The 13,640-nt window shown below is 74.1% G+C and carries 12 protein-coding genes and 1 pseudogene; 2 read left to right on the top strand and 11 right to left on the bottom strand.

All coding sequences use genetic code 11. The annotated features are described in order from the left end of the window. Position 1: 1 nt before the first annotated feature. From htpX to Q2K19_RS14455, 8 genes are all read right to left on the bottom strand, one after another. The gene (htpX, locus tag Q2K19_RS14490) at positions 2 to 880 is read right to left on the bottom strand and encodes a zinc metalloprotease HtpX (protein ID WP_302771444.1); all 879 of its coding nucleotides are present in this window, start codon (positions 878 to 880) and stop codon (positions 2 to 4) included. 153 nt (positions 881 to 1,033) lie between these two features. After that, entirely contained in the window at positions 1,034 to 2,497 is a 1,464-nt protein-coding gene (locus Q2K19_RS14485) for an NADH-quinone oxidoreductase subunit N (RefSeq protein WP_302771442.1), read from the bottom strand. Next, on the bottom strand, positions 2,494 to 4,002 hold the full coding sequence (locus Q2K19_RS14480) for a complex I subunit 4 family protein (protein ID WP_302771440.1): 1,509 nt from the start codon (positions 4,000 to 4,002) through the stop codon (positions 2,494 to 2,496). The genes Q2K19_RS14485 and Q2K19_RS14480 overlap by 4 nt, the downstream gene beginning before the upstream one ends. Then, positions 3,999 to 5,927: an NADH-quinone oxidoreductase subunit 5 family protein gene (locus Q2K19_RS14475; RefSeq protein ID WP_302771438.1), complete on the bottom strand. Its 1,929-nt coding sequence runs from the start codon at positions 5,925 to 5,927 to the stop codon at positions 3,999 to 4,001. Before Q2K19_RS14475 ends, Q2K19_RS14480 begins: the two co-directional genes overlap by 4 nt. Beyond that, positions 5,924 to 6,295, bottom strand: coding sequence for an NADH-quinone oxidoreductase subunit NuoK (gene nuoK, locus Q2K19_RS14470; protein WP_302771437.1), 372 nt, complete (start codon positions 6,293 to 6,295; stop codon positions 5,924 to 5,926). Before nuoK ends, Q2K19_RS14475 begins: the two co-directional genes overlap by 4 nt. Further along, on the bottom strand, positions 6,292 to 6,897 hold the full coding sequence (locus Q2K19_RS14465) for an NADH-quinone oxidoreductase subunit J family protein (RefSeq protein ID WP_302771436.1): 606 nt from the start codon (positions 6,895 to 6,897) through the stop codon (positions 6,292 to 6,294). Before Q2K19_RS14465 ends, nuoK begins: the two co-directional genes overlap by 4 nt. Next, a complete protein-coding gene (locus Q2K19_RS14460; protein WP_302771434.1) occupies positions 6,894 to 7,484 on the bottom strand; it encodes a NuoI/complex I 23 kDa subunit family protein in 591 nt (196 codons plus the stop codon). Before Q2K19_RS14460 ends, Q2K19_RS14465 begins: the two co-directional genes overlap by 4 nt. Positions 7,485 to 7,641: 157 nt before the next feature. Beyond that, a complete protein-coding gene (locus tag Q2K19_RS14455) occupies positions 7,642 to 8,064 on the bottom strand; it encodes an ester cyclase (protein WP_302771432.1) in 423 nt (140 codons plus the stop codon). A 93-nt stretch (positions 8,065 to 8,157) separates the two neighbouring features. On the opposite strand from Q2K19_RS14455, the gene Q2K19_RS14450 reads away from it, so the two are divergent. Next, complete coding sequence (locus Q2K19_RS14450) at positions 8,158 to 9,213, top strand: glutathione S-transferase family protein (protein ID WP_302771431.1); 1,056 nt, start codon at positions 8,158 to 8,160, stop codon at positions 9,211 to 9,213. A gap of 53 nt (positions 9,214 to 9,266) precedes the next feature. Here Q2K19_RS14450 and nuoH read toward each other — a convergent pair whose 3' ends face one another. Further along, positions 9,267 to 10,229, bottom strand: coding sequence for an NADH-quinone oxidoreductase subunit NuoH (nuoH, locus tag Q2K19_RS14445; protein WP_302771429.1), 963 nt, complete (start codon positions 10,227 to 10,229; stop codon positions 9,267 to 9,269). A gap of 314 nt (positions 10,230 to 10,543) precedes the next feature. Further along, positions 10,544 to 11,140 (bottom strand): annotated as a pseudogene (locus Q2K19_RS14440) (NADH-quinone oxidoreductase subunit C); the annotation flags it as partial. 108 nt (positions 11,141 to 11,248) lie between these two features. Here Q2K19_RS14440 and Q2K19_RS14435 point away from each other — a divergent pair. Continuing rightward, complete coding sequence (locus tag Q2K19_RS14435) at positions 11,249 to 12,295, top strand: glucose 1-dehydrogenase (protein WP_302771427.1); 1,047 nt, start codon at positions 11,249 to 11,251, stop codon at positions 12,293 to 12,295. Between the two features lie 16 nt (positions 12,296 to 12,311). On the opposite strand, the gene Q2K19_RS14430 is transcribed toward Q2K19_RS14435, so the two are convergent. After that, positions 12,312 to 13,628: a DUF2252 domain-containing protein gene (locus Q2K19_RS14430; RefSeq protein WP_302771425.1), complete on the bottom strand. Its 1,317-nt coding sequence runs from the start codon at positions 13,626 to 13,628 to the stop codon at positions 12,312 to 12,314. Positions 13,629 to 13,640 lie beyond the last annotated feature (12 nt).

Genomic DNA, 13,640 nt, shown 5'->3' with positions numbered 1-13,640 from the left:
GTCAGCGCTGGAACTGCACCGGCCCGGAGTTGCGGGCCAACTGCTCCAGCCGGGCGACCCGCTGCTCCATCGGCGGGTGGGTGGAGAAGAGAGCGGCAATGCCGCCACCCCGCTTGAACGGGTTGTCGATCATCAGGTGGGCGGTGCTGGTGAGCTGACCCTGCGGGGGCAACGGACGCATCTGCGTCCCCCTGTGGATCTTCCGCAGGGCGCTGGCCAGCGCCAGCGGGTCCCGGCTCAGCTCGGCGCCGGACTGGTCGGCCTGGAACTCCCGGCTCCGGCTGATCGCCAGCTGGATCACGGTGGCCGCGATCGGGCCGAGGATCAGGGTGAGCAGCAGCACCGCGGGGTTCGGGGCGTCCTCGTCGTCGGAGGAGCCCAGCGGGATGAACCAGGCGATGTTCGCCAGCACGGTGATGATGCCGGCCAGGCCGGCCGCGACGCTGGAGATGAGGATGTCCCGGTTGTAGACGTGGGACAGCTCGTGCCCGATCACGCCGCGCAGCTCGCGGTAGTCGAGGACCTCGACGATGCCCTGGGTGACGCAGACCGCCGCGTGCTGCGGGTTACGCCCGGTGGCGAACGCGTTGGGCTGCGCTGTGGGGCTGACGTAGAGGCGGGGCATCGGCTGGCCCGCCTGGGTGGAGAGCTCCCGCACCATCCGGTACAGCTCGGGGAACTGTGCCTCGCTGACCGGTTGCGCCCCCATCGAGCGCAGGGCGAGCTTGTCGGAGTAGAAATAGGTCACGCCGTTCATCAGCAACGAGACGACGACGGCGATGACGAGGCCGCCGCTCCCGCCGAACCAGTAGCCGACCGCGAGGATCAGCGAGGTCAACAGGCCGAGCAGCGCTGCGGTCTTCAGACGGTTGTGATGCACGATCGCTCCTTCGGTGCGCGGCCCCGCGCGGGGACCGCTGACCGGTTCAACACCACCGGTACCCGTCAACCATCCTGCTCATGGCTGAGAGTTGACTGAGGATTTCTGTGCATCGGCTGTGCCGACTGCCCACCGCGGGACGAAACGCCCGGTTCAGCGGCCGGCCACGTCGAGCACGAGCTGCGGAGCGAAGCCGACCACCACGGCCAGCGCGGTGGCCACCCCGAGGGCCACGGCCACCACCCGGGTCGGCCGGGCGGTCACCGGGCCGGGCGCGGCGTAGAGGGTGGCGGCCAGGCGCAGGTAGTAGGCCAGGCCGAGGACCGCGTTCACCGCCACCACCAGGGCGAGCCAGCCGGCGTGTCCGGCCAGCAGCGCGCGCACCACGGTGACCTTGGCGAAGAGCCCGGCCAGGCCGGGCGGCAGCCCGGCCAGCCCGATCAGGGCGAGCGCGAAGGCGCCGCCCACCCACGGGTGCCGGCGGGCCGCCCCGCTCAGGTCGGCCAGGGTGCCGCCGTCCCCCTCCGCCGGCCGCAGCGCCACCACCGCGGCGAAGGCGGCCAGCTCCAGCAGCACGAAGAAGACGGCGTACGCGACGGCCGCCGCGTAGGCCGTGGCCCGGGCGTCGGCGGTCCGCCCGCCGGCCAGCGCCAACGCGCCCAGCGGGGCCAGGATGTAGCCGGCCTGGGCCACCGAGGACCAGGCGAGCAGCCGGACCGTGCGCCGCTGCCGCAGTGCCACCAGGTTGCCGACGGTCATGGTGAGCACGGCCAGGAGCGCCAGCACCGGCCCGCTGACGCCGGCCGGCAGCGCGCGCTGCACCACCGCGAGCAGGGCCACCACCCCGCCCAGCTTCGACGCGGTCGACAGGTACGCGGCCACCGGCAACGGCGCGCCGTCGTAGGTGGCCGGGGCCCAGGCATGGAACGGCACCGCGGCGACCTTGAACGCGAGCCCGGCCACCACCAGCGCCACGGCGACCGTGGTGAGCGGCAGGTCGAGCAGGCTCTCCCGGTCGGCGAAGGCGGCGCCGAGCCGGTCCAGGTGCAGGCCGCCGGTAACCGCGTAGAGCAGCGCCGCGCCGAGCAGGGTCAGCGTCGTCGCCACCACGCTCACCACGAAGAAGGTCAGCGCCGCCTCGGCGCCGGCCACGCTGCCCCGGCGCAACCCGACCAGGATGTACAGCGGCAGGGTGAGCGTCTCCAGCGCCACCACCAGGGTGATCAGGTCGCCGGCCGCGCCGAGCACCACGCCGCCGGTGAGCGCGCAGGCGAGCAGGAAGCAGTATTCCCCCACCGGCGTCCGGCCGGCCTGCAGCAGCGGACCGGACAGCGCCAGCACGCCGAGGGTGAGCAGGGCGAAGACGACCGCGACGAGAGCCGCCCGGCCGCCGTACTGCCACGAGCAGTCGGCGCCGACGCAGAAGGTGCGCCGTTCGCCGCCCGCGCCGACCAGGGCCGCGCCGAGCGCGGTGGCCGCCCAGCCGGTCGCGGCCGTGGTCACCGTGACCGCGACCCGGGCCACCAGCAGGTCGGCCAGGAGCACCAGTACGGCCGTGCCGCCGGCCAGGTAGGCCGGCAGCAACGCCACGTGGTCCACGCTCTGCACCAGGTTCATTTGGTGACCACTCCCACCAGGGCCTCAACCGGACCGGAGGCGTAGGACAGGACGAGGGCCGGAACCAGGCCCACGGCGAGCGCGAGCAGCACGAGCGGCGCCCAGGCGGTCAGCTCCACCCCGGCCAGCCCCGGCGCGAGCCGCCCGACCGCCGCGCTGGGCCGGCCGTGGGTGACCCGGCGCAGCAGCCGCAGGAAGTACGCCGCGGTCAGCGCGCCGCCGAGCGCGGCCAGCACCGCGAGGGTGGTCCACAACCCGCCGCCCCGCCGGACGGCGGCGATCACGGCGAACGCCTCGCCCCAGAAGCCGGCCAGCCCGGGCAACCCGAGCGAGGCGATCGCCGCGAAGCCGAGCAGCCCGGCCAGCCGGGGCGCGGTCTCCCGCAGCCCGGACAGTTCGGTGAGCGAGCCGGTGCCGGTCCGGTCCTTGACCGCCCCGGCCAGGAAGAAGAGCAGCCCGGTGATCACGCCGTGCGCGATGTTGCCGATCAGCGCGGCCTGCAGGCCGGTGGCGGTGAGCGTGGCGACCCCGAGCAGCACGAAACCCATGTGCCCGACGCTGGAGTACGCGATCAGCCGCTTCAGCTCGTCCTGCGCCAGGCAGACCAGTGCGCCGACCAGGATCGCCGCGACGGCGAGCACCCCGAGCACCGGGGCGGCCCAGCGGGCGCCCTCCGGGGCCACCCCGACGGCCACCCGGATCAGGCCGTACGTGCCCATCTTGAGCAGCACCCCGGCGAGGATCACGCTGCCGACGGTGGGTGCCTGGGTGTGCGCGTCGGGCAGCCAGGAGTGCAGCGGCCAGAGCGGGCTCTTCACCGCGAAGGCCAGCGCCAGCAGGGTGAACGCGGCGAGCTGGGTGCCCCGGGACAGCCCGGCGCCGCCGGTCAGCGCCACCAGGTCGGCGGTGCCCGCGGCGGCGACCACCAGGTAGACGCCGACCAGCAGCAGCACCGAGCCGAGCAGGGTGTAGAGGGTGAACTTCCGGGCCGCCCGCCGCCGGTCCGCGCCGCCCCAGCCGGCGATGATCGCGTACATCGGCAGCAGGACGACCTCGAAGAAGAGGAAGAAGAGGACCAGGTCGAGGGCGAGGAAGGTGCCCAGGATGCCCACCTCGACCACCAGCAGCAGCGCGACCAGGGCCTTTCCGCTGCCGCCGCCGTCCGGCACCCGCCACAACGTGTACCCGCAGCAGAGCAGGGTGAGCAGCGCCGTCAACGCCACCAGCGGCCAGGAGATGCCATCCACGCCCAGGTGGAAGCGGAGGTCCAGGCCGGGCGCCCAGGGCAGGTCGACCTGGTGCCAGGGCTGCACGGCCGGCCGCGGCCCGTAGCCGAACCAGCCGTGGTCGCCGCCGACCAGCGGCAGGGTGGCGAGCAGGGTCAGCCCGGCGGCGACCGTGCCGACCAGGCGCCCGGCCCGGTCGCCCGGAGTGGCGGCGGTCGCGACCGCGCCCAGCGCGGGCAGCGCGAGGGCGGCGACCAGCAGGAACTGTCCGAAGCTCATGACCACGCTCCGATCAGGGCGGCGGCGAGGCCGATCAGCAGCGCGCCGGCCAGCACCGCGGCCGCCGCGCGCGGCAGCGCCGCCCGGTGCAGCGCGGCCAGCCCGCCGCCCAGGCCCACCGCCGCGCGCCCGCTCCCCTCGACCAGGCCGTCCACCCCCAGCTCGTCACCGGTACGCACGGCCCGGGCGAGCGCCGTGGTCGGGCGTACGACGAGGGCGTGCTGGACGTCGTCGAGCCGGAACGCCCGGGCGAAGACCGGCCGCAGCGGACCCAGGAAGCGGGCCGGGTCGGCGGCCGGGTCGCGGCGCCAGCGGAACCCGGCGACCCCCGCCCCGACCAGCAGCAACAGCAGCGGGAGCAGCACGTTCGGCGCGAGGTGGACCAGTTCGACGGCCGCCCCGGTGTCGTCGGCCGGCACCCGGAGGCGGTCGGCGAACCACGGCGCGAAGGCGGCCAGGCCGAGCAGCGCGGCGGGGACCGCGAGCAGCAGCACCGGCCAGCGCAGCACCGCCGGCGGGTCGTGCGGGTGGACCAGTGGGCTGCGGGGGGCGCCGAGGAAGGTGCGCAGCAGCAGGCGGGTCGCGTACCAGGCGGTGACCGCGACGCCGAGCAGCCCGGCCAGCCAGACCAGCCAGCCCACCCAGGCCGGGGCGGAGCCGGCACCGTCCAGCGCGGCGGCCTCGGCGGCGGCCAGCACCCCGTCCTTACTCCAGAAGCCGGAGAGCGGCGGCACCCCGGCGAGCGCGCCGAGGCCGACCACCATGCACCAGAAGGTCACCGGCATGCTGGTCCGTAGGCCACCCATCCGGGACATCAGGGTGGTGCCGACGGCGCGGATCACCGCGCCGGCGGCGAGGAAGAGCAGCGCCTTGAACGCGGCGTGGGTGAGCAGATGGAACAGCGCCGCGGCGGGCGCCCCGACGGCCAGCGCGCCGGTCATGTAGCCGATCTGGGAGACCGTCGACCAGGCCAGCACCCGCTTGATGTCGTCCTGCGCGGTGGCGGCGAACGCGCCCAGCAGCAGGGTGACCGCCGCCATCACCCCGAGCACGGCGAGGGCGGCCGGGGCCTGCGCGAAGAGCGGGAAGAGCCGGGCCACCGCGTACACCCCGGCGGCGACCATGGTGGCCGCGTGGATCAGCGCGGAGATCGGGGTCGGGCCGGCCATCGCGTCCGGCAGCCAGGTGTGCAGCGGGAACTGGGCGCTCTTGCCCGCGACCCCGGCGAGCAGCAGCAGGCAGGCGGCGGTGAGGGTGCCGGTGGACCAGTGGTGGGCGAGCACGTCGGCGATCTTGAAACTGCCCGCGCCGACGCCGAGCAGCGCGATGCCGAGCAGGAAGCCGACGTCGCCGACCCGGGTCACCAGGAACGCCTTCACCGCGGCGGCCGGCGCCTCGGGCAGCCGGCGGTCGTGGGCGATGAGCAGGTAGGAGCAGATGCCCATCACCTCCCAGCCGACCAGCAGCAGGATCAGGTCGCCGGAGACCACCACGGTCAGCATCGCGGCGGTGAAGAGGCTGATCTGGGCCGCATAGGGCGGGTAGCGGTGGTCGACCTCGACGTCGTCGTGCGGGCCCCGCCGCAGGTAGCCGATCGAGTAGACCTGGACGGCCAGGGCCACGGCGGCGACCGCGGTGGCCACCAGCACGGCCACCCCGTCCAGCCGGTAGCCGAGGGTGACCGTCAGCCCGCCGAGGTCGACCCAGGTGGTGCCGCCCTCGACCGGACGGTCCACCCGGACCAGCAGCGTCACCGCGACGACCAGGGCCACCGCCGCGCCGGCCACGCCGAGCGCGATCGCCGCCCGCCGGGCCCGGTCCTCGCCGGTCGACGCGCCGCGCGGCGACGGCGGCAGCAGCAGCAACCCGACCAGACCCACGAGCAGGGGTACGCCCGGCAGCGCCGCCGCGAGCAGTCCGGTCACTTCTCCCCCTCCGGCCCGCCGGGGCGCGACGGCCCGTCCCCGGCGCCCACGCCGACCGGCGCCGGCTCGCTCAGCGGCACGTCGTCCACGGTGACGCTGGCCCGCAGCCGGTAGAGCTGGAGCACGATGGCCAGCCCGACCCCGATCTCGGCGGCCGCCAGCACGATCACGAAGAGCGCGAAGACCTGGCCGGAGTGCGGGAGCTGGGCCCGCACGGTGGTGTCGGCGGCGACCAGGATCAGGTTGACCGCGTTCAGCATCAGCTCGACGGCCATCAGCACCAGGACGGCGTTGCGGCGGCGCAGCACGCCGTAGACGCCCAGGCCGAACAGCAGCGCCGCGGTGACGTACGGGATGACCGGCCTCACGGGCGTCCGCCCTCGTCGGCCGAGGCGGCCACGGTGGCCGGTGCGGTGTGGGGACCGGTGACCGGCCGACCGGGACCGGCCGGCGTACCGGCCGCCGTCGGCTGGGAGCGGCCGATCTCGGGGCGGGACAGCACGATCGCGCCGACCAGGGCGGCGAGGAGCAGCACCGAGAGCACCTCGAACGGCAGCACCCAGGAGCGGAACACCTGCTCGCCGAGGCGTTCGGCGGTGCCGGCGGCGGGCAGGTCGACCCGGGTCCAGCGGAACGCGTCGACCAGCAGCACCGCGAGGCCGAGCCCGCTGCCGGCACCGATCAGCGCGGCCGGCCAGCCGGGCCGGTCCAGGTCGTCGGAGGCGCCGATCGGCGCCCGGGTCAGCATCACCGCGAAGAGCAGCAGCACCACCACCGCGCCGACGTAGATCAGCACCTGCACCCAGGCCACCAGCTCGGCGGTGAGCACCAGGTAGTCCCCGGCCAGCGCGCCCAGGCAGACCACCAGCCAGAGGCCGGCCCGGACCAGGTGCCGGGTGCCGACCACCAGCCCGCCCGCGCCCACCGCCACCGTACCGAGGGCGAGCAGCAGCACGTCGGCACCCGTCATGACGGCGTGCCTCCGCCCTGCTCCGCACCGGGCTCGGGGCGTACGCCGGACGGGGCCGGACGGGCAGCGGGAGCCGCGGCCTTGCGGGCGGCGGTGGTCTCCTCCTTGGCGGGCTCGCCGTGCGGGTCGTGGGCGGGCGGCGGGGGCACGGTGGCCATCCACTCGCCGAGATGGTCCTTGTCGTGCAGCAGGTCTTTGATGTCGTACTCGGCGTACTCGAACTCCGGGGACCAGTAGAGCGCGTCGAAGGGGCAAACCTCGACGCAGATGCCGCAGTACATGCAGAGCGAGAAGTCGATGTCGAAGCGGTCGAGCACGTTGCGCTGCCGGGGGCGGGCGGCGCCGGGCACCGCCACCTCCTCCTTGTGCGAGTCGATGTAGATGCACCAGTCCGGGCATTCCCGCGCGCAGAGCATGCAGACCGTGCAGTTCTCCGTCAGCAGCGCGATCACGCCGCGCGAGCGCGGCGGCAGCTCCGGCGCGACGTCCGGATACTGCTGGGTGGTCGAGCGGCGGGTCATCGTCCGGAGCGTGACCGCCAGCCCCTTCACCAGCCCCTCGCCGGGCCGCTCGCTGCGCTCGCTCACGCCGTCGCCTCGCTTCGCTCACCGACGCCGTGCGGCACCTCCGCGCTGAGCTGGCTGATTCGCTCGCTGCGCTCGCTCATGCCGCCCATCCTGCCCTGTGCCTCCGACGCGCGCGACCACCACCCGGTCGATCGCCCGCCGCCGGGCCGGCCGGCGGTCAGACGTCGAGGGCGGGCGGCGGGGGAAGCATCTCGACGCCGAGCTGCTGGAGCAGTTGGAACAGCTCGTTGACGCTCCACACGTCCACGATCCGGCCGGCCTCGTCGAAGCGCAGGAACGACGCCCCCGAATAGCTGACCACCTGGCCGGTCGGCGGCACCGGGCCGAACTGGCCGGCCTGGGTGCCGGCGGCCCGCCAGTGCACGGCCACCCGGTCGCCGGCCGCCACCAGCTCGACGATCTTGTAGCGGAGGTCGGGGAAGGCCGCCCGCCGGTCCCGGTGCCAGGCCAGCGTGGCCGCCGGCCCGGTCCCGCCCAGTCCCGGGCAGTCCTCGGCGACCAGTTCGTACGCGCTCTCCTCGCGGCCGGCGTTCCACACGTCGGCGATGAAGCGTCGGGCCGCCGCCTCCACATCGGTCACCGCGGCAGCCTAGCCCGGGCGGCCTCCCGTCCGGCCTGCCGGGAGCCGCCGGAGCGACCATGATGGGACCGGACGACAACCTCGGGAGGCGGCGTGGGCGGCAAGGGCGACGAGATCCTCGGACGGACCGGCGGGAAGTACGTCGAGCCGGGCGGCGAGTTCACCCGGGACCAGCGCTACATCGCCACCCGGCTCACCGCGGACGGACGGGACGGCTGGCCGGTCGAGCCCGGCCGGTACCGGCTCGCGGTGAGCCGGGCCTGCCCCTGGGCGAACCGCCTGATCATCGTCCGCCGCCTGCTCGGGCTGGAGGAGGCCATCTCGATGGCGGTGGCCGGCCCGACCCACGACAGGCGGAGCTGGACCTTCGACCTGGATCCCGGCGGCCGGGACCCGGTGCTCGGCATCGAGCGGCTGGCCGAGGCGTACTTCACGCGGTTCCCCGGGTACGACCGGGGCATCACCGTGCCGGCGATCGTGGACGTCCCCACCGGGCAGGTGGTCACCAACGACTACGCGCAGATGAGCCTGGACCTGTCGACGGAGTGGACGGCGTACCACCGGCCGGGGGCTCCGGACCTCTACCCGGAGCGGCTGCGGGGCGAGATCGACGAGGTCAACGCGGTGGTGTTCAAGGACGTGAACAACGGGGTCTACCGGTGCGGTTTCGCCGGCAGCCAGGAGGCGTACGAGCGGGCGTACCAGCGGCTCTTCGACCGGCTGGACTGGCTGAGCGAGCGGCTGGCCGGGCAGCGCTACCTGGTCGGCGACACGATCACCGAGGCGGACGTCCGGCTCTTCACCACGCTGGCCCGCTTCGACCCGGTCTACCACGGCCACTTCAAGTGCAACCGGCAGAAGCTCACCGAGATGCCGGTGCTCTGGGCGTACGCCCGGGACCTGTTCCAGACCCCCGGCTTCGGCGACACCATCGACTTCGACCACATCAAGCGGCACTACTACGAGGTGCACCGGGACATCAACCCGACCGGTATCGTCCCGCTCGGCCCCGACCTGTCAGGCTGGCTCACCCCGCACGCCCGCGAGGAGCTGGGCGGCCGCCCCTTCGGCGACGGCACGCCCCCGCTGCCGGCCCCGCCCGCCGAACGCGTCGACCCGGCCCACACCCCGCTGCGCGACCTCGGCTGAGTGGGTGAGAAGGGCACCCTTCTCTACCGGAGGCGTTAAGAAGGGGCCCTTCCTTACAGGGCGAGGCGGACGGCGGCGGTCAGCACGAGCTGCGCCAGGGCGAGCGGGACCAGCACCAGCCAGCAGAGACGCTGGAGCTGGTCCTCGCGCAGGCGGGGGTACGACACCCGGAGCCAGATGATCACGAACGCGACGACGAACACCTTGATCAGCGTCCACAGCCAGCCGAGCTGGGCGTCGGCGAACGGGCCCTGCCAGCCGCCGAGGAAGAGCACCGTGGTCAGCGCGGCGATCACCACGATGCCGACGTACTCGGCGAGCAGGAAGAACGCGAAGCGCAGGCCGGTGTACTCGGTCATGTAGCCGAAGACCAGCTCGGAGTCGGCCACCGGCATGTCGAACGGCGGCCGCCGGATCTCGGCCAGCCCGGCGACGAAGAAGACCACCATGGCCGGCGCCTGCCAGAGCAGCCACCACGGCCGCCACGCCTCGACGATGCCGGAGAGGCTCAACGTCCCCGCCGCCATCGCCACCGACGCCGCCGCCAGCACCAGCGGCAGCTCGTAGCCGAGCAGCTGGGCCGCGCCGCGCAGCCCGCCGAGGAGGCTGTACTTGTTGGCCGAGGCCCAGGCCGACATCAGCACCGCCAGCACCCCGATGCCGACCACCGCCAGCACGAAGAACAGGCCGATGTCCAGCGGCTGCCCGACCAGGTCGCCGGGGCCGAGCGGGATCACCAGCAGGGCGAGCAGGTACGGCACCAGGGCCACCGCGGGGGCCAGCCGGAACACCGGCCGGTCCGCGTCGCGCGGGGTGACGTCCTCCTTCTGCACGAACTTGATCCCGTCGGCCACCAGCTGCGCCCAGCCGTGGAAGCCGCCCGCGTACATCGGGCCGAGCCGGCCCTGCATGTGCGCCATGACCTTGTGCTCGGTCTGGCCCACGATCAGCGGCAGGGTGAGGAACGCGACCAGCACGCCCACCACCCGGAGGACCAGCTCCAACCAGGCGGGCATCAGGCGTCCCCCTCCTCGGGCGTGGTGTCGGCGGCGGGCTCGGGCCGGGTCGGCCCGGTCGGCCGCTCGCCGGGCAGCGGACGCCCGGGCGGGCCGGCTTCGCCGACGGCTCGCTCGGGTTCGCCGGCCGGCTCGGGCCGGGCCGGGCCGGTCGGTCGCTCGCCCGGGGTCGGCCGGGCCACGCCCGCACCGCCGGCCGGCCGCGCTGGGCGTTCACCCGGCGTGGGTCGGGCCGGCCGCTCGCCCGGGGCCGCGCGGACCGGGCGTTCCCGGGCCGGCCGGGCGGGCGTACCGCCGCGCGGGCCCTCGCCCACCCCGGCCGCGCCGGCCGGCGTGGGCGTCGTCCCCCACTCCCCCGGCGCCGGTACGCCCGGCGGCCGCATCGGCCGCCGGCCGCCGCCGGCCTCCGACTCGCCCGGTTCCTTGGCGCCGGGCCACGGCTTGGCCACCCGGGAGGCGAGCACGAACTCCTTGCGCAGCGGGTGCCCCTCGAACTCCGGCGGCAGCAGCAGCGGCCGCAGCTCGCCGTGCCCGGCGAACCCGATGCCGAACATCTCGTGGGTCTCGCGCTCGTGCCAGGCCGCGCCGGGGAACAGGTCGACCACCGACGCCGCCACCGGCGCCTCCCGGGACACCCGGGTACGCAGCAGCAGCCCGTGCCGGTGCCGGGTGGACCAGAGGTGCGCCACCACGTCGAAGCCGTCGGCCAGCTCGTCGACCGCCGAGAGCCAGTCGAAGAAGTCGAGGCTCAGCTCGGCGTCGTCGCGGGCCGCGCGCACCGCGTCCCGCCAGCTCGCCGGGGGTACGTCCACCGTGGCGCGGGCGTACCCCTGACCGCCGGAGACCGACGCGGTGGCCTCATCAGGCGCGAGCAGCGCGACCAGTCGCCGGCCGACCTCTTCCGGAGTCATGCCGCTGATCCTAGGGCTGCCGACAATGACCCGCCTCGGGCCGCCCGCGGCGGGGCCGGATCCGCCGCTTTGCGGACGGGCGGCCGTCCGGCAGGGAAAGATATACCCGTGCGTGCTGTGACTGTCACTCCCGGTAGCCAAAACTCGCTACGCTGCATCGCCGACTGGCCCGAACCGCCCCCCGAGGAGGGCGCGATCCTGGTCGAGGCCCTTGCGGTGGGCATCTGCGGCACCGATCTGGAGATCATCGCCGGGGCCTACGGGGAGGCGCCGCCCGGCGAGGAACGGCTGGTGCTGGGCCACGAGGCGCTGGGCCGGGTGCTGGAGGACCCGACCGGCACACTCCAGGCCGGCGACCTGGTCGCCGGCATCGTCCGCCATCCCGACCCGGTGCCCTGCACGAACTGCGCGGTGGACGAGTGGGACATGTGCCGCAACGGGCTGTACACGGAGCACGGCATCAAGGGACTCCCCGGGTTCGCCCGGGACCGGTGGCGGGTGCAGCCCAGGTTCGCCGTCGGCCTGGACCCGGCCCTCGCCGAGGTGGGGATGCTGCTGGAACCGACCAGCGTGGTGGCGAAGGCCTGGGACCACATCGAGCGGATCGGCCGCCGCGCCGAGTGGAAGCCGCAGACCGTGCTGGTCACCGGGGCCGGGCCGATCGGCCTGCTGGCCGCGCTGCTCGCCACCCAGCGCGGGCTGTCGGTGCACGTGCTCGACCGGGCGACCGCCGGCCCGAAGCCGGACCTGGTCCGCGCGCTCGGCGCCACCTACCACGCGACGCAGGTGGCCGAGCTCGACTTCGAGCCGGACGTGGTGGTGGAGTGCACCGGCGCGCCCGTCGTGGTGATGGCCGTGATGTACAAGGTCGGACCGACCGGCATCGTCTGCCTCACCGGCGTGTCCAGCGGCGGCCGGACCATCGAATCCGACCCGGGCGCGCTCAACCGGGCCCTGGTGCTGGAGAACAACGTCATCTTCGGCTCGGTGAACGCCAACCGACGGCACTGGGAGCAGGCCGCCGAGGCCCTCGCCCGCGCCGACCGGGGCTGGCTGAACTCGCTGATCACCCGGCGGGTGCCGGTGGGGGCGTACGCCGACGCGTACGCCTCCCAGAAGGATGACATCAAGGTGGTGTTGGACTTCCAGGCCTGACCGCCCGGCTCGCGGATCAGATGCCGGGCAGCCGGCCGTTGCGGAACAGGTCCACGAAGAGCTGGTGGTCCTCGCGGGCCCGGATCCCGTACGCGTGCGCGAAGTCGACCAGGTAGTCGACGAAGCCGGCTGCGTCGGCGTCGACCACCGCGACGATCGACTCCTCCGTGGAGTAGTCCACCAGGTCGTGGCTGGACTCGTCGTCGGCGACCGAGTGCATCCGGGCCACCGCCCGGCCGAGGTCGGTGAGCACGCCGCTGAGCTGCTCCGGCTCGTTCACGTCGGACCAGTCCAGGTCGGCCGCGTACGGGGAGACCTCGGCGACGAGCTGGCCGCTGCCGTCCAGCTCGGTGAAGCCCAGCCACGGGTCGGCGTGCGCCTGCAACGCCCGCTGCGACTCGGCCGTCCGGTGCCCCTGGTGCCGGAAGTACGACCGGACCCGCTCGTCGTCGATGTGCCGCGCCACCGCCGGCACCTGGGCCTGCTTCATGTAGATGACGACGTCGTTCTCCAGCGCCTGGGTGTGCCCCTCCAGCAGGAGGTTGTACGACGGTAGCCCGGCCGAGCCGATGCCGACGCCCTTGCGCAGCACCACGTCCTTGATGTTGGCGGCCACCGGACGCAGCCGGGCGGTCGCCGTCGGCAGCGTGTTCAGGTAGTCGTGGAAGGCGGCGCAGACCTTGTCCCGGGTCCCGGCGTCGATCTCGAAGACGCCGTCGCCGAGGGAGAAGCGGCGCTCGTAGTTGTCGATGGTGGTCTGGGTGGCGAGCAGGTCCACCCGGGTGTTCAGCCGGGCCTGCTGGAGCACCCGGCGCAGCATCCCGTCCGCGTTCTCCAGGGTGATCGAGCCGATCGCGTCGTCGCCGCCCGCGGCGATGGCCCGCAGCTCGGTCAGGTACGAGCGGGCGAAGCCGGCCACCAGCTCGCCGATCGCCCGGTCGGAGAGCGCCTTGGCGTAGCCGAGCAGCGCCACGCTGGCCGCAAAGCGCTTCAGGTCCCAGGAGAACGGCCCGACGTACGCCTCGTCGAAGTCGTTGACGTTGAAGACGAGCTGCCCGGAGCCGTTCATGTAGGTGCCGAAGTTCTCCGCGTGCAGGTCGCCGTGGATCCACACCCGGCTGGTCCGATCGTCGAGGAACCGGTCGCTGGCGAAGTCGCCGAGCTGGTCGGCGTAGAAGAGCGAGGCGCTGCCCCGGTAGAAGGCGAACGGGGAGGCCGCCATCTTGCGGAACTTGCGGCGGAAGGCGGCCGGGTCGAGCGCCATCGACGCGCCGAACTCCTCGGTCAGCACGTCGATGATGAAGGCGGAGCGCTGGTCCGCGGACTGGGTCATGGTCCGCAGGCT

This window comes from Micromonospora sp. NBRC 110009, from assembly GCF_030518795.1.
Taxonomy (GTDB): Bacteria; Actinomycetota; Actinomycetes; order Mycobacteriales; family Micromonosporaceae; genus Micromonospora.
The sequence above is the reverse complement of the archived record's forward strand: the minus strand, read 5'-3'. Positions and strand labels throughout refer to the sequence as shown.